Below are 26,491 nucleotides of genomic sequence, written 5' to 3'. Positions count from 1 at the left end.
TGGAGAGGCGCAGTGTCCCAGCAGCAAACCCGGCGACCGTTCCCCCGCAGGGCCCTCGCGCTCGCCGCGCTTCTCACGGCCGTCGTCCTCCCCCTGACCACGGCCTGTACCTCGGACACAGGCAAGGCAGACAAGAAAACGTCGGAGTCCATGACTCCCGCCCCCGTCGCCGCCGTGGTCGCGCCGGCCAAGGTCGAGGTCATCGCCGAGCTCACGGGCTGCACGGTGAAGATCCGCACCGACGCGGACGAACTGCGCGAGGGCGTCTGCCACACCAAGCTGGGCGACTATCTGATCACGACGTTCCCCGAGGAGAAGTACAAGCTGACCTGGCTGGACAGCGCGGCCATGTACGGCGGCAAGTACCTCGTCGGCACCAAGTGGGTCATCAGCGCGGCCCCGAAGCTCCTGGACCCGCTGCGCCAGAAGGTGGGCGGCACGGTCGAGGACCTGAGCGTCCAGGGCAGCCAGGGCAGCGCCGGGCAGGGCGCCGCCAGTCAGGGGCCCACCCCGGAGAGCACCGCCAGTCGAGGCTAGCTAGGGCTGAGCCGTCGCGGACTCCGCGGACTCGGTGGTCTCCGCGGACCCCGAGGCCTTCTTGGTCCCGGCCGGCTCGTAGTCGCTGATGACGTACGACTCCTCGTCGTCGACCGCGTCCTTCAGCGGGTCCAGGGTGATGCGTTCGGGGTGTCCGTCGGGCGCGTACGCCGCCTCCGCCGTGTACGCGCCGTCCTGATGGGCCTGGGCCAGCCGGTCCAACAGCCCGCCGATGGTGGGGACTTCCTCGGGCGCCCGCTCCACGGCACCCCGCCCGCTCTCGTCGAGCCCGACCGCCTTGGTCACCTTCCCGTCCCTGACCGTCACCCGGAACGTGCCGATGAGGCTGCGCTCCCCCTCGCTCGACGTCAACGTGTAGGCGTACGCGGCGGGTTCCTCCCAGGACTCCGCGAACGACGAGAACGAGGACGACGGGGAGGACGGCGCCGGTGCGGACACCGAGGCCCCGGAGTCCCCGCCGCAGCCGACGGCCGCGCACATCAGCCCCCCGACCAGCACGACGGACGACAGCGATCGGACCGAAGCCATGGTGATCCCCCTGTACGAGTGAACGCGCCTACCGGCCCGCGACCGGCGACCGGCCGACAGCGACCGCCCCTACGACTACGACGCGATTCCGCGGCGAACCGTTCACTCGGGAAGCGGAAGCCGTCAGGCCGCACGCCCCCGACCAGCGCCGCTCGACCCCGTCACCCCGGCGATCCGCGCGAGAAACGCGTCCACGAGGTCGTACGCCCGCTGCCGTGACTCCTCGTGCCGGGCGCGGGTCTCGGCGAGCAGCCGCTCCGGGTCCTCGCCGTGCGCCACGGCCTCGCGCCGGCCGCCGGAGTCCAGCCACTGAAGCAACGTTTCCTCGGCGAGTTCGGGATGGAACTGCACCCCGAGCGCCCGCCCCGCCCGGAACGCCTGCGGACCGACCGCGCTGCGGGCCAGCTCCACCGCGCCCGGCGGGACCGTGAACCGGTCGAAGTGCCACTGGAACCACGGCCCGGCCGGTATCAGCCCCGGTACGTCCGACTCGACGGCCGTCCAGCCGATCTCGTGCCGGGGAGCCGCCTCCACACTCCCCCCGAGGGCGGTGGCGAGCGCCTGCGCCCCGAAGCAGATGCCGAGCACGGGCAACTCTGCGGCGTACGCGGTGCGCAGCAGTTCCAGTTCGCCGTCGATCCAGGGCGCGACCGAGGCCCGGTCGTAGACCGACCAGGGCGCCCCCAGCAGCACGACCAGGTCGTAGCCGGCCGGGTCGGGGAACGCGAACTCCACACCGGGGCTGTCGTGTCGCTCGGCCGGTACGACGGTCAACTCGTCGATTTCATAGCCGAGTTGGGCGATCCGGTCACCGACGGGACCGGACAGCGAGAGATGGTCGTGACGTATGACGAGGGCACGCACGGGGGTTCTCCAGTTCTGTACTTCCACACTTGCACGTTCGACGACTCAGCCCTTGGCGCGCCGTCCGCTGCGGCGCGGAGCGGGTTCGGCGCCGTCGAGCAGCTCCAGTCGACGCTCCTCCCCGTGGGTCTCGACCTGGACCACGATCCTGCGCAGCGCGTCCGCCGTGGCCCGGCACTCCTCGGCGCTCAGCGGTGCCGCGACGAACGCCTCCTCGGCGTTGAAGTCCGGGAACAGCGTCCGCATCAGTGCCTCGCCCTCGTCCGTGAGCCCGAGCAGGACCCGCCGCCCGTCCGAGGGGTGCTCGATACGCCGGACCAGTCCCCGCGACTCCAGCGTCCGGGCCACCCCGGTGAGCGTCCCCTTGGAGATCCCGGCCTCCTCCGCCACGAGCCGGGTCTCGGTCTCCCCCGAGATCCAGACGACCCACAGCACCACGAACCCGGTCCACGTCAGATCCACCCCGCGCAACACGGAGTTCTCGACGTGCTGCCGCACGGCGGAGGCGGCCCGATGAATGTTCGCGACGACGGCCATCTGGTCGTGCCGGATCGAAATATCCCCCAGCTTGGCCTTGACCAGCCGCTCGGTCTCAACGATCGGTCGCTGCGTCACCGGCATTCCCCTCCAGGGCACCTTGTCGTTCGGCACCAAATTGTACGAGGGCCAGGGCAGGCGCCCCCGATAGGGGCGCGGGGCTGTGACATTTGCGGCTCCGCCGCGGGGCGCGACCAGCCACACACAACCCGCAGCCGCCCACCAACATCACATGGCAGACGAAACGCGCCGCATCACCTCCCGACAGAACTCACCAACCCCATCCGGATCATCAATAAACTGCGACGGTTTCACACAAAACGTCGTAAACCCCATCTCCATCTGCTCCGCAACAGAACCCAACGCCGCCCCAAGATCCGCACAGGACCGATCATCAGGAAACTCCACCCGAATCCCCCCGATCATCTCCAGCTCGGAAACATCCCGCCCCGCCTCCTTCATAGCCCCCTCAAGCACCCCCATCTCCTCAACCGTCGGCCGCCCCAACGGATTGAACGCATGCCCATACCGCACCAACCGCCGCACCATCGCCGCGTGCATCCCCGCCCCGCCGAAACACAGCCGGGGCCCGTCCGCCCGATACGCCTTGGGCTCGAAGTACACGTCCTCGAACCGGTAGTGCTCGCCCGAGTGGGACACCGGCGAGACCCCCCACAGCTTCGCCCAGATCTCCAGGTGCTCGTCCAGCAGCCGGCCGCGCCGGGCGAAGGGCACCCCGAGCGCGTCGTACTCGTCCCGGCTCCAGCTGGCGTTGGGCAGGACCATCAGCCGCCCCTCGGAGAGCAGGTCGAGCGTGCCCAACTCCCTTGCCAGCAGCAGGGGATGACGCAGCGGGGCGATCACGGCGGAGGCGGCCAGCCGGACCCGTTCGGTCACGGCGGCGATCGCGCCGAGCAGGATCAGGGAGTTGGGCCAGGGCGTGTACGGGTCCTGGTTGCCCGGCAGGGCCCAGTCGCGCGGGTTGCCCATGACGCCGTTCACGCCGGCGTCGGGGCCGAGCACGATGTGCTCGCTGAGCATCACCGAGTCGAATCCGGCGTCCTCGGCCTCCCGGGCCCAGCGCACCAGCAGCGGCAGGTCGACGCGCCCGCCGGTCATGGTCCAGTTCTCACTGAGGACCAGTTGCATACGAGGAACCGTGGTCATGGCCGTAGACGCTCCGATCATTCGACTGCTTCTTCACCCGAATCTTTTCGTTTGATGCCAAACAATAAATAGATCGCTCCCGTCTGACAAGAGGCCGACACCCCTCAGACCCCAACTCCCCCTCGCCCACTATTGGTTGAGTTTTCATCACAGTGACACCTGTCACCTTTCGGGCCGTCGGGCGGTGCGGCAATTTTGATCCGGGCACGCCAACCGGACTGTTGCCTTCCACCCGTCACCCCCCACGGTCGACAGGAGCACGCAGTGAAGATCCCCCCGCGAGTCCGCAGAGCCTCACTGGTTCTCGGCAGCGCCGTCGCGCTGGTCGTCGCCGTTCCCGGCAGTGCGTTCGCCGCCCCGCCGTCGGCCCTGCCCGCCAACGCCGACACGCTCGAGAACACCTGGCAGCCGGCCTACGACTACGACACCGACGGCTGCTACCCCACGCCGGCCATCGGTCCCGACGGGACCATCAACGGCGGTCTCAACCCGTCCGGTTCAGTCAGCGGCGAGTGCCACGACACCTCGGACCTCGACAACACCAACGGCTACTCGCGCGAGAAGTGCAACAACGGCTGGTGCGCGATCATGTACGCGCTCTACTTCGAGAAGGACCAGGCGACGATCGGCGGCCACCGGCACGACTGGGAGCACGTCGTGGTGTGGGTGCAGGACGGTCAGGCCAAGTACGTCTCCACGTCCGCGCACGGTGACTTCGTGGTCCAGGCCGCCAGCGCGGTCCGCTGGGACGGCAACCACCCCAAGATCGTCTACCACAAGGACGGGGTGAGCACCCACACCTTCCGCATCGCCGGCTCGAACGACGAGCCGCCGGAGAACGCCTACGGCACCTGGCAGTACCCGGACCTGGTCGGCTGGAACGGCTACCCGGCCGGTCTGCGCGACAAGCTGAGCGCGTACGACTTCGGCAGCGCCAACTTCGGCCTCAAGGACGCCAACTTCGCCGCCCACCTCACCAAGGCCCTGCCGTCGGGCATCTCGTTCGACCCGAACGCCTGACGCAGTCGATTGGCCCGGCTGCCGCGTCAGGCGGCCGGGCAGCCGCACGACGTGCGGACGACCAGGTGGGACGGGAAGCGCCGGGTGCGGTCCGTCCCGCCGCCGGGTGTGACCGCGTCCAGGTCCGCGTCGAGCGCCATGTCCACCGCCGTGCGGGCCATCGCCTGGCGGTCGGAGGCGACCGTCGTCAGGGGCGGGTCGGTCATCGCCGCCTCCTTGACGTCGTCGAAGCCCGCCACCGCCAGCTCGCCCGGTACGTCCACGCCCAGTTCACGGGCCGCCCGCAGCAGGCCGATCGCCTGGTCGTCCGTCGAGCAGAACACGGCGGTCGGTCTGCCGGGGGCGGCGAGCAGGCGCAGCGCGATCTCGTAGGTGCCGTACCGGTTGTAGGGGGCGCGGACCAGGAGCCCCTCGGTGGAGCGGCCGGCGTCGGCCATCGCCTTGCGCCAGCCCTCGACATGGTCGGCGACGGGATCGCCGGCCCGGGGAGCCGTCTCGGGTCCGCCGAGGCAGGCCACGGCGGTGTGACCGTGCTGGAGGAGATGCCGGGTGGCGATCCTGGCGCCCTCGATGTCATCGGTGACCACGGCGAACTTCCGTACGGACGCGGACCGTTCGTGCATCAGCACGACCCGGGTGTCCATGGTGTCGATCTCGGCGGCGGCCCGGTCGCCGAGTCCGAGACTGACCAGGATCAGCGCCGACACCCGCATCCCCAAAAAGGCGTGCAAGTAATGGATTTCGCGCTCCTCCTGGTAATCGGAGTTGCCGACGAGGACCATTTTTCCCCGGTCGGCGGCGGCGCGTTCCAACGCGTGGGTGATTTCCCCGAAAAATGGCTGACGGGCGTCGGGAACAATCAGTCCCAAGAGGTCCGTACGGCGACTGGCCATGGCCTGGGCCACCCGGTCGGGGCGGTATCCCAGCTCTCTGACCGCTTCGAGAACGCGTCTGCGTTTCTCCGCGGATACGGGCCGTGGGCCATTGTTGACGACGTAACTGACGACCGCGCTGGAAGTTCCCGCGAGCCTGGCGACGTCGTCCCGTGTCACCTTTGTCACCGGGTGAGTGTACGGGCGCCAAATACCCTCCTGGAAAGGAACGTTGGCTTTCGGCCAGGCAGGTGCGCCGGGTTCGCGGGCGGTCCCGGCCGGGCATCGTGAAGGGGAGGAGCACAGGGCGGGACGGCAGCGTCGCCGGCCCGTCGGGCCGCGTACCGGCCAGGGGTCGTCGGCGGGCGCGGCGGAAGGCCGATCTTCGGCTTCTCCCCCGGCACCGTGGCCCCTACCATTCACCTGCCCCGCGACGGTCGCACACGCACCGCCGGGAGTACGTCTCCGGCCGTGCCGGACACCACGCGGGGCCGGAGCGGAGGGGGGAACAGGCCATGCGGGCATCCCTGCGCACCCGTTTACGACAGCTGCCGGTACGACGCCTCCCCGAGCTGGTCCCCGGCATCGTCCTCGGCGGCGCCGGCCTGCTGGCCCTGGGAGTGCTGGCCGGGCTGGTGGTGGACGTCTCGGCGCTGACGGGTTCCGGCGCCTATGTGTTCGGGGCGGCGCTGCTGCTCGCGGTCGGCCTGTACGGGAGCACGTACTCGATCGATCTCAAGGCGCTGCGTGCCGATCTGCGCGGTGTGGTCGCCGCGGTCACCCTGGGTGTGGTCCTGAAGGCCGGTCTGATCGCGGGCACGATGGTGCTGGTGTTCGGGAAGCCGGAGTATCTGGTGCTGGGCATCGCCGTCGCCCAGATCGACCCGCTGTCGGTCGCCGCCCTGACCGGCAGGGGCCGGATGTCGCCGCGCGCCCAGTCGCTGCTGACGGCGTGGGCCTCGTTCGACGACCCGATGACGGTCCTGCTGACCCTGTATCTGGCGGGGTACGCCTATACGGCCGCGGGGCACGAGGGCGCCCCCGAGATCAGCCGGGGCGCGGGCGGCGACTACGCGACCGGGCTCCTCTTCAACGCCGTACTCCTGGTCGTCGTCGTGCTGTTGTGGTGGGCCGGGCGGCGGGCGGTGTCACGGTTGCCGGACGTACCGGCGGTCCGGCGCACGAAGGCCGGCGGCGCGGTGCTGCTCGTCGGGGCGATGCTCGTGCTCGCCGCGCTGAACCAGCTGATGCTCGGGGTGGCGCTGGCCGGGCTCGTGCTGCGGGCCGGGGTGCTCGACAGGGCGGTCGGCCGGGCGGTCGGCGGCGCCTTCCTCGCCGCGTTCCTGACGCTCGGGCTGCTGCTCTCGCACGGGGTCGAGCTGTGGCCGGGGTTCGTCCTCGGCGTGGCCGCGTTCGGGGCGCAGGCGGTGGTGGCGCTCGGCGTGATGCCGTTGTTCGTACGGGGGTTGGAGCGCGGCGACCGGATCGCGCTCGGCCTCGGACAGCAGAACGGCATCACGGCCGTACTGATCGCCCTGACCCTGGAGCGCGACTTCCCGGGCACCGCCGCGATCGTCGGCCCGGCCGTGATCACCGTCAACCTGCTGCACGGCACCTCACAGGCGCTGCTGGCCCGTCCGTCCCGGCGGGAACTCTCCTCCGAGGGTGAGCGTCACTCTCCGTACGAGCAGGATGCCGAGGACGAACAGTCGGTCGCGTAGCCGGAGTTCGGCTGCCGGAAATGTGGGACAGGCAGCGGCCGTGGGGAATGCAAGACGTACGAGACCCAATGGCGTACGAAGTGCCAGTACCGGACGGGGGAGACGCTGATGAGGCAGGCGAGGAGATCAGGTGTGCGAGGGGTGCCACGCGGTGGCACCCGCCCGCTGAACCGGAGGGCCCGGGGCACCCGGAGTGCCCGGAGTGCCCGGAGCATCGCTCCCCCGGGCCGCCGACGGCACGTGGTGACCGGGGCTGCCCTTCTGCTGCTGGCCGCCGGTGCCGTGCCGGCCTTCGCCGTGTCCGCCGGGGGCGCCGACTCGCCCGAGCGGGACGCCCAGTTGGTGTACTGCCTCGCGCCGGTCCACCGCACCGACCTGCTCACGGCGGCCGTCCGGCTGGGGCTGCTGAAGGCCGACGCGGACGTCACGCCGGAGCAGTGGGCCAAGGACCACGACGCCGACTTCGGGCGGGCCTGCGCCGCGCTGATGACCGCCGAGTCGGACTCGCCGGGGACGGCCGCGCGGGCCGAGGAGGCGGACGGGGACGGCTGGCTCATGACCGCGCTCAAGCAGTTACCCCTGCTTCTGCTGGGCGCGCTGCTCACCCTGGTCGGCCAGTCCTACGAGCGCGGGTCGGCCGAACGACGGTCGCTGCGCCTGGAGTTGAGGACGACGGAGAACGCGTACCGGGATGCCGTACGGGACTACCTCGACGCGTACGGAGTGTCCTACGCCCAGGCGGACCACTTGCCGGTGCGGTCCGCGCGGGAGGCATTGACCGCCGCGCTCTCCCGGGTGCCAGGACCCGCCGCCCGCCTCGCGGCGGCGGAGCGGATCGCCGACGGACTGCCGCTGGCCGAGCCGTTGCCGAGGGACGGCGGCGGCTATGTGCTCGACTCGGAGGACCGCACCCGTATCGCGAACGAGGAACACGCGTCCTTGGCGAGCTGCCTGCGCGCCCTGCCCGAGCTGAACCGCGCCTTCCCGTACTGGAGTTGGCGCACCCGGCGGCCCGGCTCCGCGCAGTCCGGGACGACGGAGGGCGCCGAATGATCGGGCCGCTCGACGAGACGGAGAACGCGAACCCCTTCGGCGTGTATGTGCCGGAGAGCCGGGACCGGCTGCCCGCGACGCACGTCCGGCCGAAGGCCGACCATCCGCTGGTGCCCTGGAAGGACGAGAGCCATGTCCACCAGTGGGTGGACGTCGACCACGCACGGGAGCAGCTGCAACTGTTCGAGGAGTGCCTCCAGGAGGAGTTGCCCGGACTGCTCGACCCGGAGGCGCGCCGGGGCCATCTGGTCGTGGTGACCGGGCCGGTGGGCATGGGCAAGACCACGCTGATCCACCGCTGCGTGCACTGGGCGCAGGAGTACATCGAGGGCCTGGTGCGGCCGGTGGTGGCGATGGCCGGGGGGTACGAGAACCTTGGGGACAAGGTGAGTTGGGACCGCCGTGGCGACTTCGCGCAGACCCCGGAGATCAACACGGCGATCCGCGACCGGATCGTCGAGACTCTGGAGCGGGAGTTCCCCGGGGTGTCGCTCGACCCGACGTTCACCGGTGACGACGTGCCCAAGGCGTTCAGCGCCATCAGCAAGCTGCTCGCCCAGCAGAACGGTCTGCTGTTCGCCATCGTGCCGCACATCGACTGGCGGGACGCCGGGGGCGAGGTGCGGACGAACTTCCTCAAGACGTGGCTGAGCCACGCGGAGAGCCGGATCGTACTGTTCGTCGAGATCAGTCACCAGAACCCGCGAACGGCGGGTGAGGTGATCGCGGGCCTGCCGCTGAACTCGGCACTCACCCATCTCTCGCTCGGATCGCTCGCCACGGAGGACACCGTGAAGTTCACCGAGACCGCTCGCGGCGGCCATCCCGACCCCGAGGACGCCGTGCCGCCGCTGGCCGCGATCCCGAGCCAGGGCCAGGGGCAGGGGCAGGGACAGGGGCAGGGGCAGGGGCAGGGTGCGGAGCCGGCCCCCGACCCGTGGAGCCTCGCCGACGTACGGCATCTGCGCCGGGAGTGTTTCCGGGTCGCCGAGCGGCAGAGACTCGCGGGCGGCCGGGTGCGGGTGACCGCCGCCGACCTCGCCGCGCCCACCCTCGACCCCGCGGACCTGGGCCGCACACCGCCCGCGGGCCGCGCGCCCCGCAGACCCGCCTAGCCGGGGGTTCCCGACGCACCCGTTCCACCCGTACACAGGAACCAGGAACCAGGATTCATACACAGGAACCGAACAGATGTCCTCGCCAGACTCGCTGTACCGGCAGTACCGGCAGTACCCGCTCCACTCGCCGCACCCGCTCGCCGCTCCCAAGGCCGACACCGGACACACGAGGAGTGCCATCGTGACGCCGACCAGTGGACACACCTGGCACCGCAACCCCTTCCCGCTGAGCCCTGTCGTGCGCCTGGGGCCCATGTCCGACCTGGGGGACGCGCGGGTGCGGGCGGCCGACTCGGGCAACGCCCACATCGACACCCCGCTCATCGAGGACGTCGAGTCGCTCGTCGACGACTACTTCGCGCCGCCCGCCGCCGGTGGCCGGCGCGGCCGGGCGATCGCCCTGGTCGGCGAGTTCGGCCTGGGCAAGAGCCATGCCCTGCGCCGGAGTTACCAGACGATCCGGGCCCGGCACCCCGAGACGGCGACCTGGATCGTGGACGAACCGGCGCAGGACATGGGGCGGCTCTACCGCGACCGGCTGCGCGGGCCGGGCGACACCGAGCAGGGCAAGCGGGCCTTCGAGGAGCTGGTGCGGGACTACTACGCCTATGTGACGGCCGGCTGGGTCGGCGGCGAGGACGACGACCCGCGCCGCGGCACCCTGCGGGAGATCGCGACCGGGCTGCGCGACCGGGTGCTCGACCCGGACAAGGTGGTGTCGGCGCTGCGCTACGACCCCGAGGTGATCCACGCCGATCTGCGCGGCACCCTGGGCGAGGTCACCGAGCACCGCAGGTTCTCCAGCGCGCTCGCGCTGCTCCTGGAGCCGCCGTTCAACCGGATGGTGTGGAACTGGCTGAACGGCGCCGAGCCCGCCGAACCGCTGCGCGAGCGTGGCATCACGGAGGCGATCGGCCCGTCGGAGGGGCGCCCGGACAACGCGGCCGGCATCGACCGGGTCTTCGACGCGCTGACCGTGCAGGGCTTTCTGCACGGCCGGGTCGGACGGCCGTACGTCCTGCTCCTCGACTCACTGGAGAAGGTCCTGGACTGGCCGGACGACAGCCGGCGCGCGTTCATCGACGCCTTCGAACGCCTCATCAACATCTATACGAGCCACGGCGGTCTGCTGGTGTTCTGCTCCTCGCCCGACGGGCTGCGGGCACTGCGCCAGAGCGTGCACGAGCGGGTGGTGCAGCTGTGGCCGACGGGGCTCGACCCGGACCGTACGGGGGAGTTGGTGGCCCGGTATCTGGCCTCGGGCGACGAGGCGGACGACGACTCGGGCGAGGGAGCACCGGCGTCCACCGGTCCCTTCGACGACGAAGCTCTGCGGCTGCTCCATGAGTTGACCGAGGGCGTGCCGCGCGAGGTGCTCAAGACGTGCCGCGAGGCCTGGCAGCTCAGCGAGGACCGCGACGGCGTGGTGAGCCGGGTGCCCGGCGCGACGGTCCTGCGGGCGGTACGGGCGCTGCACGAACGCGTGTCGTACCAGCGGGTGTTGGGCGATGTGCACGACGCCCTCGACCTGGGCCAGTGGCGGATCGCCTCCCGTGATCCGGTGCCGTCCAGGCTCGCGCGCTCGGCCGGCGGCCGGGAGGAGGTCCTGTACTGGCTGTCGCCCGCGCCGAACGCCTACATCGCGGTGATCTACGCCCGCTCGCTGCTCCTCGCCGACGACGTCGAACGGATCGTCACCCAGGTGAACGGGTTGCGCGGCGCGGTGCGCCCGGGCCGGTTCGAGGCGCTGCTGGTGGTCAACGGCCTGGTGTCGCACGCGATGCAGGACCGGCTCGGCCGGTCGATCGGCTCCCGCCCGCTGGTGTACCGGCAGGGCCGGTTCCCGCAGAGCGTGCACGAGGCGCTGCTGCAGCTGGAGCGGCGGCTCGTGGAGGAGGGGCGGGAGGAGGATCTCGCCGAGCTGGGCGAGCGGATGCGGCGGAATCTGGAGCAGCAGACGGCCCATCTCGACGAGATGCGGCGCAACTTGGCGGCGATGACGCTGGAGGCGGCGCGGCCGGCCGCCGTACCGGCGGTGACGGGTGGGCGGGCGGCTCCCGAGCCGGAGCCGCCCGAGGAGTTGCCGGGGGCGGTGTGGCGGCGGTTCCGGGACGCGTTGGCGATGCTGGAGTCGGTGACTCGGCGGGCCGCGGCGGGATCGGCGGAGTTGCGTGTTCTGGGGTGTGCGACGTTGGTGCGGGCGTTGACGGAGGAGTTTCGGGGGGCGGTGGCTGCTTGGGCCCGGGGGGCCTCGCCCGGTGTGCCGACCGAGGTTCAGCTGAGTGATCTTCGGCGGATTTGTCGGGAGTACGAGAACGCGGTGGAGGTGTTGCCGGTGCATTTGCTTGGGGGCGCCGAGCATCCGAATCCGCTGACCCCGGCTCGTACGGTGGAGGTGCTTGCGGAGGAGGTTTGGGGGACTTTGAGTGCGCCGGCTGTTTCTTAGGGTGGCGATGGGTGTGTTTTCGTCTGCGGGCCCGGTGGGGGCTGGTCGCGCAGTTCCCCGCGCCCCTAGGGGGTTGCCGGGACCGTCAGTTCGCCTGTCAGCCCGGCCAGGGCCGTCAGCCTTTTCTCCGCGTTGCCTACCTGCCTCTGGTCCAGGGTTACGCCCAGGAGGAAAGCTCTGGGCGAGGTCCAGTGGACGTAGACCGCGCCCTCCTGGACGTCCAGGACGAGGCGGTCCACGGAGGCGGCGCCGCCTGGTGGTGGGGCGATCAGGTCCAGGGCGTCCTTGAGGCGGACGAGGTGGCCTCGGAGGCTCCGGGAGAGGTCGCGGTAGGCGGTGCGGCGGGTGCGGACGCTGACGTCCATGAAGCGGGGGCCCAGTTCCTGGCTGTCGAAGACGTCGCCGACGCAGACCAGCGTCCAGTCGCGGTAGTAGCCGGCGTACTGGAGGTCCGTGGTGTTCACGTGGGTGCGCCAGAGGTCGCGCAGCCGCTGCTCGTACACGGTGTCCGGGGCGGCGGCTGTCCCGAAGTCGACCTGGGGGCCCGCGGGTGCTTCGCCGGTCTGGAGATGGGCCTTCGCCTGTGCGTCACCGCCGAGCAACTCGTCGGGCAGGCCGTGCACTTCGGTCCGTATCCGGGTCACGAGCCGGTTCATCGCCTCGTCCATCTCGGGCACACCGCCGGGTACGTCCGTCACCGCGGCCAGGAACTCGTCGGGGCGGGCCCGGCCACCCCACAGGCCGGCGCGCCCGCCCGCGAGGACCGTACGCATCAGCTCGCCCGTCTTCAGCGGGCGCAGGACGGCGCCGAGATCCTGGGAGCAGAGCAGGAGTCTGCTGCCGGGCAGCGACTCGTTCTGCGCGTCGTCGCCGGTCTCGGTGATCAGGCTGGAGAGCGGGGCGCGGTCGGCGCGCAGGACGGCGAAGTCGAGGATGCCGTTGCTGTAGTGGGCCAGGGAGCGGATCGCGGGCGTCCGTGCGACGGTCTCCTCGCACAGCGCGGTTATCAGGCCGTGGCGCTTGGGGGTCCAGTGGGACTCCTTCAGCGTGGTGCTCGCGTGCGGTGCGGGGGCTGCCACGGGTGCTCGCCTTTCGCTGGTGGGTGGGTTGCCGGTCGATGACCTGGACGGGTCATACGTCGGGCAGCTCCAGGTCGATGTCGTAGCCCGACGGCGGCACCGGCCTGGTGGGGTCGGTGCCGGTGAGGTGTTCCAGGTGGGCGCGGACCCGGCGGCCGCCGAGGCGGTGGGCGATGCCCAGGTCGCCGAGGCGGGCCAGGGCGGTGCCGGCGAGTTCGACGGCCTCCTCGGCGCGGCCCGCCGAGGCGAACGTGGCGGCCAGGGAGTTCTCCGCGACGGCGACCCAGGGGTGGGCGCGGCCCAGTTTGTGGGTGAGGAGGTTGAGCGCGCCCCGGCCGACCTCCTCGGCCAGCCGGATGTCGCCCGTGGCCCGCAGATAGACGCCGTGCCGTACCTCACCGAGGCCGGTGTAGGGGTGCCCGGGGCCGAACCACCGGCCGAGCGTCTCCACGCACTGCCTGGCCTGGTGTTCGGCCTCGTCGGCCTTGCCGAGGGCGTGCAGGTCGGCGGCGTAGCTGAACCGGCAGCGCACGGTGTCGAAGCGGTCGGGGCCGAACCGGTCGACGTACAGGCCGAGGGCGCGCAGGTCGCGTTCGTGGGCGAGTTCGTAGCTGTAGAGGGGGTCCTTGAGGGCGGGGAAGCCGTCGGCGAGCCGGCGTTCGCTGATCGCGAGGCCGACCTCGGTACGGAGCCGGACTAGGTCCCAGGTGTCGCCGTGCCTGCGCAGCTTCTGGCGCAGCAGGTCGCGGGCCTCGCCGTCGCGTCCGGCGGCGCGGTACAGGTAGGCGAGGAGTTCGGCGGCGTCCCAGGCGACGGGGTCGTCCGTGCCGCCGACGGCCTGGCGGTAGCGGAAGCGGTCCTGGATCGCGGTCAGGGCGGGGGCGATCCGGCCGGTGAGCGCCTCGGTGAGGGCGAGGTTGTGCTCGGCCTGGATGGTGGCCGGGTGCTGCGGGCCGAGCAGCAGGGTGAGGCCGTCCAGGACGGGCCGCAGTTGCAGCAGGGCGTCGTCGAAGCGGCCGAGCGCGCGCAGGGTGGCGGCGTAGGAGTCGGCGGAGAGCAGGGTGCGCGGGTGGGTGATGCCGAGGAGCCTGCGGTGGCCGCGCAGCGCGTCCTGGGCGATCCGCCGGGAGAGGTCGTAGTCGCCGCGCAGCCGGTGGGCGCGGGCGACGAAGTTGAGCAACCGCAGGTATTCCGGGGACTGTTCGTCGTCGTCCTCTGCCCGCCACTGTTCACGGGCGCGCCCGGCGATGTCGAGGAGGCGGTCGAGGTCGGCGGCCTCGGCGCGCTGGCCGAGCGCGTTGAGGTGACGCAGCAGGGAGCGGCGTACCCGGGGCCGGGGGTCCTCCCACAGGCGCAGCGAGAACACCTCGCGGGCCCAGTCGGCGGGCAGGTCGGCGCCCTGCGGGGCGTATTCGGACAGGACGCCGCGCAGGACGGACTCGATGTGCGCGCGTTCGTCGGGGTCCATGCCGGCGCGGATCAGGTCGCGCAGTCCGTGGTGCTGGACGAGGGGCTGGCGGACGCGGTCGAAGTCGACGTCGAGCAGGCCGACTTGGGCGAGGGCCCACAGGGCGACGCTGACCATGTGCTCGTCGGGCAGCAGGATCTCGGTGCCGGCGGGGGCGGGCGTCGCCGATTCGTCGTCGTGGGCCAGTTCGGACAGGATGCGGCGCGAGCGCAGCAGGTCCAGGCCCATACCGCGCCCGGTGAGCAGGGAGGCGGCGCCCAACAGCCAGCCCACGGCGTCGCGTTCGGGGCTCTCGGCGCTCCAGGCGAGCGCGCCGGGCGTGGTCCGTACGACACGCCGGGCGACCCGCACCATCACCTCGACGGGGCTCACCGCGTCGCGGGTGCGGAGCAGGTCGGTCTTGCCGGCGCGGTACTCGGCGAGCAGGTCGCCGACGGCGGCGCGGACGGCGGCGTCCTGGTTCATGTGGTCGTCGCGGCGGTGCGCGGCGGTCCGTTCGGCCAGGCAGTGGGCGGCGATGTGCAGGGCCTGCGGTACGGAGTCGACGACGCTGCCGATCTGCCGGGCCTGCCGCTCGGTGATCTCCGGCACCTTCTCGGCGAGCAGCGCGCGGCTCTCCTCGACGTCCATCGGGGCGACGGCGAGGGGCAGCAGATGCGGGGGCCGGACGTCGGCGGCGGAGTCGCTGTCGGGCGGTGCGGTGCGGCTGGTGACGAGGACGTGCCCGCGCTCGTGCGGCACGGGCAGCAGGCCGTGGAGTTCGACGGGGTCGGTGACACCGTCGTACACGATGAGCCAGCTGTCGGCCTCGGCGTCGGTGCGGGAGAGCCGGGAGAGCAGCCGGGAGATGCCGTCCTCGTCGGTGCCGACGCGGTCCTCGGGCGCGCCGAGGCGCCCGGCGAGCCGGCCGAGGCCGCGTTCGACCCGGGTGCGCTCCCAGGCGCGCACCCACCACACGACGTCGTACGAGGCTCCGATGCGGTGGCACAGTTCGTGCGCGGTGTCGCTCTTGCCCCAGCCGCTGGGGCCGTGCAGCACCAGGCAGGCGCCGTCGCGGGCGGCGCCGCGCAGCTCCTCGTGGAGCGTGCCGAGGAGTCCCGGGCGGTCCACGAAGGCGGCGTTGCGCGGCCCCACGTTGGTGGTCTCCGGCAGCCGCGGGAACCCGGCCCCGCCGCCGCTGTCGCCGGGTTCGGGGGCGCCGAGGCCGAGGCCGGTGTACAGCGCCCGCAGGGCCCCTTCCTCGGTGGTGTCGCGCAGGTCGATCCGCTCGTGGTGGGCGGCGGCGGTGTGCGGGAACGGCTCGTCGACGAGCAGGATGCGGACGTCGGTGTGGGAGAGGGCGCCGATCTGTTCGAGGAGCGTGTCGTCGGCGTCGTCGGGCGACAGGAAGAGCAACGCCGCACCGGGATCGGGGCGTTCACCGGCGTAGGTGTCGGCGCGGCGCAGCTCGGTACGCACTCCCTTGACGGCGAGCCGGTCGCGCAGCCACGCGGCCCACAGGGCGTGCCGGGCCGAGTGGACGACGGTGACCTCGGTGAGGCGGGCGGTGCGACGGGCGCGCAGCCAGTCGGCGAGCTGCTCGTAGTAGGGGCGCAGTCCGCTGATCGTGCCGGCGTCCTCGGCGTCGACGGCGAGGCTTCGGCTGTCCTGGTAGAGCGGGTTGTACGGGATTTCGAGGAACGGGATGTCGGTCGCGCCGAGCGCGGCGGCGACCGGGGCGAACTTCCGGCGCACCCGCTGGCGGGCGTCGCGCAGCCGGTCGTGCACACCGACGTCGCTCTTGAGTCCGAGGGTGAGCAGCCGTACGGGACGGTCGCCCCGGCGGGCCATCAGGTCCTCGGCGAGTGCGGCGGCCCCGTCGATGGACCAGGCGGTCATCGCGAAGCAGACGACGAGCGTGTCGGCGTACGCGGCGAAGCGCGCCGGTTCGGTCGTCTCGGAGGTGTCCGGTACCGGGGCCTCGACGAGGAGATGGTCGTACGCGGCGGCGACGGAGGCCTCGGCGAGCGCCGCGAGGGCGGGTCCGCCGGGGGCGGTCGCGGTGTGCACCTGGCCGGGTTCGGGGTCGGGCGGGGGCGCGCTCTCGCCGGGTTCACCGTGACGTCCGTCGACGAGGAGGACGCTGCGGTTGGTGTCGGCGAGGATGTCGGCGACGTTGCGCAGGGTCGTACTCAGGCCGAGGTTCTCGGAGGTGGCGAGGAAGACCGCGAACGGCCCCGGCCGGTCAGGGGTGTTGGCGTCTGGCATGACTTCTCCGCTCGGCGCGGCGGTGAACAAGGGAAAGAGAAAGGAAAAGAGAGCGGATAAATAGAACAAAGGAGATAAAGGGTGTATTCAGGGAGCGCCAGTATAGGACTCCGCACACCTGACTGACGGCGTCCGAACCCCTCCCGCGTGCCACGACGCGCGCCCCGCGTCTCATGCGCTCTCGCTGTGCCCGGTGACGAAGGGGTTGCCCTCGGCGCAGCTGTCGTGCACCCGGCGCAGCAGGGCGCCGAGCACCGAGTCGGGCAGGGCCTCGATGTCCTCGGGCGGCAGGGCGGCGAGGTCGAGAACGACCGACTCGACCTCGGGCTCCGGGCTTTCGCCCGCTCCCGCTCCGGTACCCGCCCCGGTGGGGGCGGTGCCGTCGGCGACTGCCATGCAGGTCACTCCATGGGGTGTCGGAGGATCTCGGGACGGTCTTCCAGCCTAGCGCCGTCAACTGCCCCTACGGCAGGAGCCGGAGACCGTGAGCGTCACTCAACTTCCCTCCGGTCGACCTTCGTTGGCTCATTCATGATGTTGACGCTGAAGTTTCCCCGCCCGAATACTGACCGGGATACCGACATACTGGTCGAACGCCGAACAGAGTGCGCCGGGGGAAGCGGATGAGCCGACCGCCACCGCACCGCGCCGAACCGCCCTGGCCGAGGGCTGCCGACGTGGCGGCGCGCCTGGCGGCGGGCTGGGTGCCGTCTCCGCTGCACTCCTTCGTCCTCAAGGTCCACAGCCGCTGCGACCTGGCCTGCGACTACTGCTACATGTACCGCTCCCACGACCGGAGTTGGCGCACCCAGCCGCGCACGATGGCCCCCGCGACCCTGACCCGCACGGCCGAACGCATCGCAGAGCACCTGTCCGCGCACGGGACGACCGAGGCGGGCGTGGTCCTGCACGGCGGCGAACCGCTCCTGATGGGCGACGAGGCACTGACCCGGACGGTACGCACCCTGCGCACGACGGTCGGCGACGGAGTACGCCTGCATGTGACCGTGCAGACCAACGGCCTCCGTCTGACCGAGCAACGCCTGGACCTGCTGGGCGAGTTGGGCGTACGGATCGGGGTGAGCACGGACGGCACCCGCGCGGCCCACGACCGCCACCGCCGGAGCGCCGACGGCCGAGGCAGCCACGCCCGGGTGGAGGCGGCCCTGCGCCGCCTGTCGAGCGAGCGCCACCGCCCCCTGTTCGGCGCCCTGTTGTGCACGATCGACCTGCGCAACGACCCGGTACGCACGTACGAGGCCTTGCTGGCTCACGACCCCCCGGCGGTCGACTTCCTTCTCCCGCTGGGCAATTGGCGAACCCCACCACCCGGCCTGGACCCGACCGGCCGACGCACTCCGTACGCGGACTGGCTGTGGGCGGTCTTCGAGCGCTGGTACGGCGCACGGACCAAGGAGACATCGGTCAGACTCCTGGACAACCTGCTCGCCCTACTGCTCGGCGCGACCCCGCAGACGGAGGCGCTGGGCCTGTCCCCGGTCCGCTACGCGGTGGTGGACACGGACGGCTCCCTGACCCAGGACGACACCCTCCGCACCGCGTACGACGGCGCCGCCCGCACCGGCCTGGACATCCACCACCACTCCTTCGACACCCTGCTCCTCCACCCCGGCATAGCGGCCCGCCAATGGGGCGCGGCCGCCCTGTCCGACCGCTGCCGAGCCTGCCCCCTCCACCGGGTATGCGGCGGCGGCCACTACGCCACCCGCTACGCCCACGACACAGGCTTCGCCAACCCGAGCGTGTACTGCGCGGACCTGACGGAACTGATCGAACGGGTACGCAGACGCCTTGGCGCGGACTTGAAGGCAGGGGCGGAAAGGGGCGCGCCCCAAAGGGGCGCGGGGAACTGCGCGACCAGCCACACCAAACCCGCACCCGCCAACGCACAGCACCCCCCGAGCTCAACGGCGCCCCGATGACCCCACCCCCGCACCGGATACCCACCGCACTGTTCGACGCCCTCGCCACAGGCGCCGGCGGCGCACCCGCCCTGCACCTACTCGCCCGCGCCGAACACAGCAGACGCCTCGCCTGCGCCTACGCCGTAACCGTGGCGGCCCGGAAAACCGGCGGCAAGCCCGCCGAGGCGACCGAACACGCCTGGACCCTGCTCACCGACGCCACCCGCACCACCCCCGACGCGACGACGACAGTCCTGACCCACCCTTCGGCAGGCCCCGCCCTGTTCGGCCTGCTGGCCCACCTCCGCAACCCGGACGACCAACTCCCGCCCCCCGTCCACTGGTTCACCGCCCTCGCGGTGTCGGCGGCGGCCCGCGCGGGCCTGCCGACCCGGACCGAACTACCGCTCACCGGCCCCTGGCTGCCCCTGCCGTCCCTGGGCCGCGCCCACTTCCCCGACGCACACCCCGGCGACCACGCGGAGGTGCACATCGACGAGGCGGGCCACTGCCACATCACGGTGCGGGACGACACCGTGACGGTGCCGGGACTCCCGTACGGCAAATGCGCGGCACCCGAACTCCCGTACACCGAAGCCCCATCGCACAACTCCCCCGGCACCACCGCCCGTTGGCACGGCCCCCACCTCCTCACCACCCTCGAAGGCGGCACCCCGCTCCTCCTCGACACCCTCGACCCACCCTGCTTCCCCCACTCGGCCCCTCACCCAGAGGGCCTCGCCGAGACGCGCCGCTGGGCCGCACACGCCCAGGACGCGTGCCGGCTCCTGCGCGCGGACCACCCCGAGGCGTACGCCGAACTGGCCGCCGGGCCACACCTGTTGGTGCCGCTGACCCGACCCGGCCACGGCAACAGAAGCGGCAGCAGTGCCGAGACCTTCGGCTGCATGGCCCTGTCCCCGCCGACCTCGGCGACAGGCCTCGCGGTGACGCTCACGCACGAGACGCAGCACAACAAACTGGCGGCGCTGCTCCACCTCTTCGACCTGTTCGAGCCGGGCGGCCCCGAGCGCTTCTACGCCCCCTGGCGCCCCGACCCACGCCCCCTGCCCGGCCTGTTCCACGGTGCGTACGCGCATCTGGGCGTCGCCCGCTTCTGGGAGCGCCGCCGGGAGACGGAACCCGACCCGGCGCTGCGCGCCACCGCGCACGCCCAGTTCGCCCGCTGGCGCCTGGCCGCCCACGAGGCGACGACCGTCATCCTGTCCTCCGGCCGCCTCACACCCCTCGGCCACCGCTTCGCCGGGCACATGCTGACCACCCTGGACACCCTGTGCGCCCTGCCGGTGCCCGCCCCGGCCCTGCGCCACGCGGAATCCGCGGCCCGCGCCCACCGCACGGCCTGGCACCACCGAAACACGGACACGCCCCGACAACCGGGATCGGGCGTGATCAACAGCCCTGCGGCGTGATCACGTTCGACCCGTCGTCACGCGTTCTGCCCAACGGACGCGTTACACGCCGGAAACCTTGACGATCTCTGTGGTGGGTGCCACGATTCCGGCGCCGCGATGTTTACGTAAACATCGCCCCCCTCGGTCCCCCGACCGGCATGCGAAAGGGCTAGTTGATGCGCAACATCCTCGGCGGCATCCGCCCCTCCTCCCCCCGACTGCGCGCCGCACTCGTAGCGCTCGCCATCGCCGCGACCAGCGGTACGGCGGTCGCCGCGACCCCGGCCCCAGCCCCAGGCACAGCCGCAGCCTCCTCCGGCGGCCTGGCCAGAGACACGACCCAGTTCAAGGGCGTCAACTGGGCCGACCCGCGCGACAACTTCGCCGACGACCTGCTCCAGTTGTCCGGTCTGTCGACCTCCGACACCTACGCCCAGACGTACGCCAAGTCGAGCCGGATCATCTCGGCGTTCCGCGCGAACCTGGGTGCCAACACGGTGCGGCTGCCGATCAACCCGTACACGGTCAACGGCGCCTACTGGAAGTCGTACCGAGGGGTCATCGACGCGGCGTCGGACAAGGGTTTCAAGGTGATCGTGTCCTACTGGGAGGGCACCGGCGCCCAGAAGGACGGCTTCATCGACGACACGGCCACCTACTGGCCCATGTGGGACAGGGTCGTCAAGGCGTACAAGAACGACAGGCACGTCTACTTCGAGCCGATGAACGAGCCGCACGGCTACACCGAGACCGAGTGGGCGGACATCGCGGCGAAGTGGCTCGCGACGTACAAGTCCGTGCCGCGCAACCAGGTGTTCGTCAGCGGCGCCGGCTACAACGACCACGTCACGTCCGTCTGCGCCGACCCGCGTCTGAAGGGTACCTACCTCTCGCTGCACCACTACGGCTTCTGGAAGGAGTACGCGACCTACGACCAGTGGGTGGCCGACCTGAAGGAGCGCATCGGCACGTGCGCGAACCGGACGGTCGCGGACGAGTTCGGGGCCTTCATGACGACGGGCTTCGACTACAACAAGAAGACCCCCGACAACAACTTCATCAACTTCATGCAGGCCGTCACCGACACCTTCCGCGAGCTGAGGATGGGCTCCGTGTACTGGCCCGGCCTGCGCACCGACGACATGTACTCGATCCAGACCCTGACGGGCACCACCGACCGCCCCTGGCTGGCCACCACCAACCAGTCCGGCGCCGACCGTCTCGCCTGGGGCTGGGGCAGGGGCAAGCCGGTCCAGGACTGATCCGTCGCGGCTCACGTAGGTTCGGGAACATGACGAACCTGATGAGCCCGACGAACCCCCGGATCAGTGTGCTGTACGACCGCGACTGGGCCCCGGAAGGGCTGCCCGGCTTCGCGCGCCGGGCCGAGGCCCTCGGTGTGGACGACCTGTGGGTGGTCGAGGACCTCGGCTGGAACGGCGGTGTGTCGGCGGCGGCCGTGGCGCTCGGCGCGACGGAGGGACTGCGGGTCGGCATCGGGATCGCCCCCGCCCCGCTGCGCAGCCCGGCACTCCTCGCCATGGAACTGGCCACGCTGGCCCGGGTGTTCCCGGGCCGGCTCGTCGCCGGGATCGGACACGGCGTACGGGAGTGGATGACCTCGGTCGGCGTCGCACCCCGTTCACCGCTGGCCCTGCTGGAGGAGACGATCACCTCCGTACGCGCCCTGCTGCACGGGGAGCGCGTGGAACTGACGGGTCGTGAAGTACACCTGGACGGCGTCCAGTTGGTACACCCGCCCACCGAACCACCGCCCCTGGTCGCCGGTGTGGTGCGACCCCGCTCGCTGGAGCTGTCCGGCCGGGTCGCGGACGGCACCCTGATCGCCGAGGGCCACGGCCCGAGCGACCTGGAGAACACCCGGGCACTGACCACGAAGGGCGGTGCGGGCCCCGAACACACCCTGACGGTACTGGCGTTCTGCTGCGTCGGCGACGACCCCGACGACGTGGCACGCACCCTGCATCCGCACACCGAGGGCCACGGAGAATGGCTGGGGCGCCCGCAGGAGGACGTGTTCACCGTCTCCGGCAGCGCCTCGGAGGCCGCCGAGGACATCGGCGCACTGTCGACGGCCGGCGCGGACACGGTCGTACTGCGGATCGTCGGCGCGGAGCCGATGCGTCAACTGGAGTCCGTACTAACGGCGTTGGGCCGCTGAACCGGTCCTGGACTCCTGGACGGATCAGTGGGCGGCGAACTGGACGCGGGTGGGCTGCACGGCATCGGGCCGTACCGCGATCCCGTCGATCGTGAGCTGCTCCCCGTAGATGTCACTGATCCTGATCGCGCCGCCGCATCCGCTGCCCTGCTCGGAGAGGAAGTAGTTGTACTCGGTACGCGCCAGCCGGACCCAACTGCCGCCGCTGGTACGGACTTCGAGGCGCGCCAGCGGATTGCGGTGGCCGATGACCTGGATACCGCACCAGTACTGGCTGGACCCGGTCTTGTAGCGGACGGAGAGGGTGCCGGCGTTCGTGGGGCTCAGCAGACTCCACGTGATCGGGATCCGGCCGGCCACGGGGTCGGCGATCTTGGCGAACGCCTCGGCGCTGAGGTCGACCTGGCCGGGTGCGCAGTCCCCCGGGCACTCGTTGGTGATCCGGACCGTGACGGACGCGCCGCTCGCCGCACGGACGAGGATGTACGCCCCGCACGCCATGGACGTCTCGTAGTCGGTGGTGTTCATCGCGGCGGTCATGACGTCGGCGCTCGGCCCGTACGAGCAGGCGTGACCGTCGCCGTTCCCGGCACCGTAGAAGGTGGCGACGCCCTTGTAGTCGACGCCGGGCTTGATCCGCCCCGCCAGGGGCGCCGCGCCGGAGGCCGGTTGGGGAGCGGCGGCGGTACGGGTGGCGGCGGCCGACGGCTTCGGGGCCGCGGCGGCGGTCCGAGTGGCCGTCGGGGTGGCCTTCGTCGTGGCCTTCGGGGACGCGGACCGGGTGACGGAGGCCGTCGGGGACGGCGTCGGCTCCGGCGACGCGGTGGGCGGGACGATCACCCGCGCTCCGGCGGCGGACGTGGCGGCCCCGTACCCGTCGTCGGCCTCGCGCCCGGGGCGCAGGGCCATGACCAGGGATATGACGAGCGCGACAGCCGCCACGGAGGCACAGACGAGAACGCCCCGCCGCCGGTGGAGGGGCGGACGCGGAGAACGACGCGAAGAACGGGACGCCACGGCAGAGGTCCTTACCTGGTCCGGTTGAGGCAGCTTCCGGCCCATAGTCTCCACGGCGCCCCGAAAGGTTGCCGGGGTTTCGCCGATCCCGTGAAATCGAGCGGGTGACCGACCCGCGAAGTTCTCAGTCGTCCGGGCAGACGGGGTCTGTCGACTCGCCGTCACCAGTACATGACCGACGCGTTCCCCGACCCGTACGTGGAGTACATCCGGACGCGCAGGACGTACCGGCGCCCCTTGAAGAGCTTGACCTCGACGCGGCCGTTGCGGTCCTCGCCGCTGTCGTCCTCACTGGTGACGTAGCGCAGGTTGTCACCGTCGACCTGCTCGAAGAGGACCATCAGCGCGTCGGCGTCCCCGAAGGTGCCGAACCGGTACTTCTGGCTCTTCTCCGGGACGATCCCGTAGTCGGCCTGTTCGCCGGAACCGAGGTCCAGGACCGCCGACTGGAACGGCTTCAGCTCGTCCAGCTGAGGAGCCAACGGCGGGTACCACAGGCGTACATGCTGCTTGTCCGTCTCGGACAGTTTGAGCGGGGAGGCGATGCCGTTCCGCAGTGCCTCCGGCTTCCTGATCAGGCCCGGTCCGAACCCGTAGTGCATGATCGACTTCGGGTCGTGCTGCGAACCCGTCACCTGGTTCGTGGAGAGTTTGCGGATGATGTTGTGATGGGTCCGTTCCGGGGGCCAGAAGTTGGGCGGGCCGCCCATGAACTGGAGCAGCTTCGGCTCGTCCCACTCGATGCCCGCGAACGGGTTCTGGTGCTCGTGGCAGAAACCCATCGCGTGCCCGATCTCGTGCCGGACCGTGGCCTTTCCATGGGGTGACGTCGGGTCCCAGCCGAAGTTCATCGTGGCTTCAGCGGCACCGATGCCGAGGCAGTCCGTGCCTACGTACGACCAGGAGCCGTCATCGGCGAAGGTGATCCGGATCTCCGATTCCGCGGGGTCGTCCTCGGGGCGGAACCGCAGTCCGATCCCGACGTCCTCCCATTCCTGGAAACCGTCGTGGACCTCGGTCAGCCACGCCTTCGCCACACCGTCGTCGGCGCCGTCGAGGAAGCAGTACCGCAGCTGCGTGCCGTTCACCCACTTCGACTGGTTGAGCAGTATCGCTCTGGTCCGGGGAAGGCTGAGATCCGGGGGCAGCGTGCGCATTGCCTGCGGAGGCTGGGCACAGTACCGCTGAGCGTCCTGGTTCTGCACGTCGTTCTCCTGGTGAGCGGTCATGGCGATGCACTCCTCGGATCAGACGGTGAAGGGGCGCTGCCGCAGGAATCCGTCGTCGGGCCGGCCGGTGATGAACAGGCCCGGGCTCTGGTTGGGCGGCATCCTGCGGAGGATCTCGCGGTGGAAGGACTTGTGCCCGCCGGTGAACTTCCCCTCGCTCCACACTTCCTTGAGCGTGCCGGTGAACAGCCCGTTCTCCCAGCCGTCGGCGGCCAGTTGGTTGTCCGCGCAGGCGGAGAGGAGCAGGACGCTGGCCGGCAGGTCGAGGGTGTCCTTCGGCCGCAGGTTGCGCTGGATCGTGTCGTAGAGGGTGCTGTCCCGGTCGTACGCGGCATGCTGCTCGTCCGGCGGCATGATCCGCGAAGTGACCTCGATGTGGTCCGGGTCGCGGGTCTGGTACTGCTCCTCCATCGCGTCCGGAGTCAGGAGTCTGCGCACCGCCCTGACGGCCGTCTCGCTGTGGCAGCAGTCGAAGCAGGCGGAGATGCGCACCCCTTCGGCGAACGCCTCGAACTCCTTGTACAGCTCGTCGTCGATGAACTCGCGGTCGTAGAGGACCAGGGTCTCGTCGAGACGGTCGGGCTCGTCCTCGGGCCCGTTCCTGTCGGGCACCTGGCCACCGTGACCGGAGTAGGTGAGGAGCAGGATGTCACCGGGCGTCAGGACCCTGGCCGCCCTGCGGAGTTCGGCGGTCACGTTGTCGACCGTCGCGTCCGCCGTCAGCAGCATCCTCCGGTCGTCGAAGCCGGTGCTCCTGGCGATCTCCTCCATGTCGCGGGCGTCGTTCTCGCACGCGTTGAGCTTTCCGTCCCATCCACCGTACTTGGTGGGGTCGACCCGATTGAGTCCGATGTGGAGTGATATGCCGTTGGCCATGGGGTGGCCTCCTTCTCTACGGACGAAAGCGTCCGGAGCGGATCCCCGAGCCTGAGCCGATCAGCCCATTACTTCTCCCAGTATCCGATACTGGCCCATATCACGCCTTTTCTGGATTTTCCGGCGGCATGGGACGGACCGTGAGGATCTGCTCCGCCTGTCCGACCGGCCCGTGGATGTCGTGCAGGACGCTGCTGGTGAGGCCCTGGCCGGTCGGGCCGAACGTGACGGTGGTGTCCAGGCCGGTCCAGGGGCCTTCGGGCTGTCGGTGGAGGTGGACGGTCAGATCGACGTTGGGGAACATCCAGGCGGTGGGCGGCTGTCGTACGGCGATCCCGTTGGCGGTGTCGACGAGGGAGACGAAGGACGCGAGCGGGCTGCTGGGCTCGCCGTCGACCAGGGCGAGGCGGGTGGAGACCCAGGCGGTCGTCCGGCCCGGCCGGGGCGGCGCGAGCGTACGGAAGTCCAGCGAGGCGATGTACCCGCCGGGCCACAGCTCCGTCATCGGCCACGGGGTGAGCGCCTCGGGAGGGGTGAGCCGGGCGTCGGGGCCGCCGGCGACGGCGGAGGTGTCGAGGACGGCGAGGAGCCAGGCGCGGGCCCGGACCACCGGGCGGCCCGCTATGAGCACCGTGGCCTCGATCAGCTCGATGGTGCGGCCGGGCCGGACGGTCTCCACCCGGATCTCGCACTCGTCGAGGGCGAGCCGGCCCAGGATGTCGTAGCTGATCCGGGCCAGGACGAGACCGGTGCCCGGCCGCGCGGCCAGATGACGGTCGATGGCGTGGACGACCAGGCCGCCGAGCGGGCTGAAGTGCTGCTCGTCCGGGTCCCAGGCCCCGCCGGCGTGGACCGTCGGCTTGTAGCGGTGCTCGTCGATGCGCTCGTAGTAGCTGCCGGGGGCCGGGGTGCCGGTGTTCAACGTGCGTCTCTCCTCGGGCTGTTCGCGAGCCTGGTCGACTGTGCGCTCGCGGGGGTCTGTCACCTCTTCATCATCGCCCCCGGGTGACGCACGACAATGACCGGGAGCCCGGCCGCGGGGAGAGTCGCGGCCGGGCCCGGTGGCGGAGATGAGCGGGCTCAGTACAGGCCGGTGCAGCCGCTCCAGCCGGTGGCGATCCGGGTCTTCGTGCCGAAGGTGGCCGCTTCAGCCCATGCCGCACCGTCAG

22 protein-coding genes are annotated in these 26,491 nt (G+C 71.2%); 10 read left to right on the top strand and 12 right to left on the bottom strand.

Annotation, left to right across the window (positions count from 1 at the left end):
• Positions 1-12 precede the first annotated feature (12 nt).
• Positions 13-537, top strand: a complete 525-nt coding sequence (locus ACFYXF_RS19835) for a hypothetical protein (RefSeq protein ID WP_389350903.1) — start codon at positions 13-15, stop codon at positions 535-537.
• Here the strand turns inward: ACFYXF_RS19835 and ACFYXF_RS19830 are convergent, their stop codons facing one another.
• The 4 genes from ACFYXF_RS19830 to ACFYXF_RS19815 form a co-directional block, all read right to left on the bottom strand.
• Positions 538-1,086 carry a DUF6174 domain-containing protein gene (locus ACFYXF_RS19830; RefSeq protein WP_389350902.1) on the bottom strand — a complete coding sequence of 183 codons (549 nt, stop codon included), beginning with the start codon at positions 1,084-1,086 and terminating at the stop codon, positions 538-540.
• A 123-nt stretch (positions 1,087-1,209) separates the two neighbouring features.
• Positions 1,210-1,950: a type 1 glutamine amidotransferase gene (locus tag ACFYXF_RS19825; protein WP_389350901.1), complete on the bottom strand. Its 741-nt coding sequence runs from the start codon at positions 1,948-1,950 to the stop codon at positions 1,210-1,212.
• 45 nt (positions 1,951-1,995) lie between these two features.
• A complete protein-coding gene (locus ACFYXF_RS19820) occupies positions 1,996-2,571 on the bottom strand; it encodes a MarR family winged helix-turn-helix transcriptional regulator (protein ID WP_389350900.1) in 576 nt (191 codons plus the stop codon).
• 144 nt (positions 2,572-2,715) lie between these two features.
• Positions 2,716-3,654, bottom strand: a complete 939-nt coding sequence (locus tag ACFYXF_RS19815; RefSeq protein ID WP_389350899.1) for a TIGR03619 family F420-dependent LLM class oxidoreductase — start codon at positions 3,652-3,654, stop codon at positions 2,716-2,718.
• A 264-nt stretch (positions 3,655-3,918) separates the two neighbouring features.
• Here ACFYXF_RS19815 and ACFYXF_RS19810 point away from each other — a divergent pair, with 264 nt between their 5' ends.
• Positions 3,919-4,674 (top strand): NPP1 family protein, encoded by a 756-nt coding sequence (locus ACFYXF_RS19810; protein WP_389350898.1) that lies wholly within the window; start codon positions 3,919-3,921, stop codon positions 4,672-4,674.
• A gap of 26 nt (positions 4,675-4,700) precedes the next feature.
• Here ACFYXF_RS19810 and ACFYXF_RS19805 read toward each other — a convergent pair whose 3' ends face one another.
• Entirely contained in the window at positions 4,701-5,735 is a 1,035-nt protein-coding gene (locus ACFYXF_RS19805) for a LacI family DNA-binding transcriptional regulator (RefSeq protein ID WP_389350897.1), read from the bottom strand.
• 326 nt (positions 5,736-6,061) lie between these two features.
• Between ACFYXF_RS19805 and ACFYXF_RS19800 the strand changes: the two genes are divergently transcribed.
• The 4 genes from ACFYXF_RS19800 to ACFYXF_RS19785 all read left to right on the top strand — a co-directional run bounded on the left by ACFYXF_RS19800 (position 6,062) and on the right by ACFYXF_RS19785 (position 11,884).
• On the top strand, positions 6,062-7,267 hold the full coding sequence (locus ACFYXF_RS19800) for a hypothetical protein (protein ID WP_389350896.1): 1,206 nt from the start codon (positions 6,062-6,064) through the stop codon (positions 7,265-7,267).
• A gap of 240 nt (positions 7,268-7,507) precedes the next feature.
• Positions 7,508-8,320: a hypothetical protein gene (locus tag ACFYXF_RS19795; RefSeq protein WP_389350895.1), complete on the top strand. Its 813-nt coding sequence runs from the start codon at positions 7,508-7,510 to the stop codon at positions 8,318-8,320.
• A complete protein-coding gene (locus ACFYXF_RS19790) occupies positions 8,317-9,435 on the top strand; it encodes a hypothetical protein (RefSeq protein WP_389350894.1) in 1,119 nt (372 codons plus the stop codon). Before ACFYXF_RS19795 ends, ACFYXF_RS19790 begins: the two co-directional genes overlap by 4 nt.
• A 76-nt stretch (positions 9,436-9,511) precedes the next feature.
• Positions 9,512-11,884, top strand: a complete 2,373-nt coding sequence (locus ACFYXF_RS19785) for a hypothetical protein (RefSeq protein WP_389350893.1) — start codon at positions 9,512-9,514, stop codon at positions 11,882-11,884.
• 65 nt (positions 11,885-11,949) lie between these two features.
• On the opposite strand, the gene ACFYXF_RS19780 is transcribed toward ACFYXF_RS19785, so the two are convergent.
• From ACFYXF_RS19780 to fxsA, 3 genes are all read right to left on the bottom strand, one after another.
• Entirely contained in the window at positions 11,950-12,963 is a 1,014-nt protein-coding gene (locus ACFYXF_RS19780; protein ID WP_389350892.1) for a hypothetical protein, read from the bottom strand.
• 52 nt (positions 12,964-13,015) lie between these two features.
• Positions 13,016-16,678 (bottom strand): FxSxx-COOH system tetratricopeptide repeat protein, encoded by a 3,663-nt coding sequence (gene fxsT / locus ACFYXF_RS19775; protein ID WP_389350891.1) that lies wholly within the window; start codon positions 16,676-16,678, stop codon positions 13,016-13,018.
• Between the two features lie 171 nt (positions 16,679-16,849).
• Positions 16,850-17,074, bottom strand: coding sequence for an FxSxx-COOH cyclophane-containing RiPP peptide (fxsA, locus tag ACFYXF_RS19770; RefSeq protein WP_389350890.1), 225 nt, complete (start codon positions 17,072-17,074; stop codon positions 16,850-16,852).
• A 227-nt stretch (positions 17,075-17,301) separates the two neighbouring features.
• Here fxsA and ACFYXF_RS19765 point away from each other — a divergent pair, with 227 nt between their 5' ends.
• From ACFYXF_RS19765 to ACFYXF_RS19750, 4 genes are all read left to right on the top strand, one after another.
• Entirely contained in the window at positions 17,302-18,621 is a 1,320-nt protein-coding gene (locus tag ACFYXF_RS19765; protein WP_389350889.1) for an FxsB family cyclophane-forming radical SAM/SPASM peptide maturase, read from the top strand.
• A complete protein-coding gene (locus ACFYXF_RS19760) occupies positions 18,618-20,036 on the top strand; it encodes an HEXXH motif domain-containing protein (protein ID WP_389350888.1) in 1,419 nt (472 codons plus the stop codon). The genes ACFYXF_RS19765 and ACFYXF_RS19760 overlap by 4 nt, the downstream gene beginning before the upstream one ends.
• A gap of 158 nt (positions 20,037-20,194) precedes the next feature.
• The gene (locus ACFYXF_RS19755; RefSeq protein ID WP_389350887.1) at positions 20,195-21,280 is read left to right on the top strand and encodes a glycoside hydrolase family 5 protein; all 1,086 of its coding nucleotides are present in this window, start codon (positions 20,195-20,197) and stop codon (positions 21,278-21,280) included.
• Positions 21,281-21,309: 29 nt separating this feature from the next.
• Entirely contained in the window at positions 21,310-22,200 is an 891-nt protein-coding gene (locus tag ACFYXF_RS19750; RefSeq protein ID WP_389350886.1) for an LLM class flavin-dependent oxidoreductase, read from the top strand.
• A gap of 24 nt (positions 22,201-22,224) precedes the next feature.
• Here ACFYXF_RS19750 and ACFYXF_RS19745 read toward each other — a convergent pair whose 3' ends face one another.
• From ACFYXF_RS19745 to ACFYXF_RS19730, 4 genes are all read right to left on the bottom strand, one after another.
• Positions 22,225-23,217 carry an expansin EXLX1 family cellulose-binding protein gene (locus ACFYXF_RS19745; protein WP_389350885.1) on the bottom strand — a complete coding sequence of 331 codons (993 nt, stop codon included), beginning with the start codon at positions 23,215-23,217 and terminating at the stop codon, positions 22,225-22,227.
• Between the two features lie 161 nt (positions 23,218-23,378).
• Positions 23,379-24,446, bottom strand: coding sequence for a M12 family metallopeptidase (locus ACFYXF_RS19740; RefSeq protein WP_389350884.1), 1,068 nt, complete (start codon positions 24,444-24,446; stop codon positions 23,379-23,381).
• A gap of 18 nt (positions 24,447-24,464) precedes the next feature.
• On the bottom strand, positions 24,465-25,322 hold the full coding sequence (locus ACFYXF_RS19735; protein ID WP_389350883.1) for a caspase family protein: 858 nt from the start codon (positions 25,320-25,322) through the stop codon (positions 24,465-24,467).
• 100 nt (positions 25,323-25,422) lie between these two features.
• Positions 25,423-26,244: a thioesterase family protein gene (locus ACFYXF_RS19730; RefSeq protein ID WP_389351207.1), complete on the bottom strand. Its 822-nt coding sequence runs from the start codon at positions 26,242-26,244 to the stop codon at positions 25,423-25,425.
• Positions 26,245-26,491: the final 247 nt, after the last annotated feature.

Origin of the sequence: Streptomyces sp. NPDC002680, from assembly GCF_042889145.1 — a bacterium.
Lineage (GTDB): Bacteria > Actinomycetota > Actinomycetes > Streptomycetales > Streptomycetaceae > Streptomyces > Streptomyces adonidis.
Note: the sequence above shows the minus strand (reverse complement) of the source record. Positions and strands in the feature narration are given on the sequence as shown.

Coding starts and splice junctions, on each gene's coding strand:
- ACFYXF_RS19830 (WP_389350902.1), bottom strand. CDS start 1,086: ATGGCTTCGGTCCGATCGCTGTCGTCCGTCGTGCTGGTCGGGGGGCTG.
- ACFYXF_RS19820 (WP_389350900.1), bottom strand. CDS start 2,571: ATGCCGGTGACGCAGCGACCGATCGTTGAGACCGAGCGGCTGGTCAAG.
- ACFYXF_RS19815 (WP_389350899.1), bottom strand. CDS start 3,654: ATGACCACGGTTCCTCGTATGCAACTGGTCCTCAGTGAGAACTGGACC.
- ACFYXF_RS19800 (WP_389350896.1), top strand. CDS start 6,062: ATGCGGGCATCCCTGCGCACCCGTTTACGACAGCTGCCGGTACGACGC.
- ACFYXF_RS19790 (WP_389350894.1), top strand. CDS start 8,317: ATGATCGGGCCGCTCGACGAGACGGAGAACGCGAACCCCTTCGGCGTG.
- ACFYXF_RS19785 (WP_389350893.1), top strand. CDS start 9,512: ATGTCCTCGCCAGACTCGCTGTACCGGCAGTACCGGCAGTACCCGCTC.
- fxsT (WP_389350891.1), bottom strand. CDS start 16,678: ATGCCAGACGCCAACACCCCTGACCGGCCGGGGCCGTTCGCGGTCTTC.
- fxsA (WP_389350890.1), bottom strand. CDS start 17,074: ATGGCAGTCGCCGACGGCACCGCCCCCACCGGGGCGGGTACCGGAGCG.
- ACFYXF_RS19765 (WP_389350889.1), top strand. CDS start 17,302: ATGAGCCGACCGCCACCGCACCGCGCCGAACCGCCCTGGCCGAGGGCT.
- ACFYXF_RS19760 (WP_389350888.1), top strand. CDS start 18,618: ATGACCCCACCCCCGCACCGGATACCCACCGCACTGTTCGACGCCCTC.
- ACFYXF_RS19755 (WP_389350887.1), top strand. CDS start 20,195: ATGCGCAACATCCTCGGCGGCATCCGCCCCTCCTCCCCCCGACTGCGC.
- ACFYXF_RS19750 (WP_389350886.1), top strand. CDS start 21,310: ATGACGAACCTGATGAGCCCGACGAACCCCCGGATCAGTGTGCTGTAC.
- ACFYXF_RS19740 (WP_389350884.1), bottom strand. CDS start 24,446: ATGACCGCTCACCAGGAGAACGACGTGCAGAACCAGGACGCTCAGCGG.
- ACFYXF_RS19735 (WP_389350883.1), bottom strand. CDS start 25,322: ATGGCCAACGGCATATCACTCCACATCGGACTCAATCGGGTCGACCCC.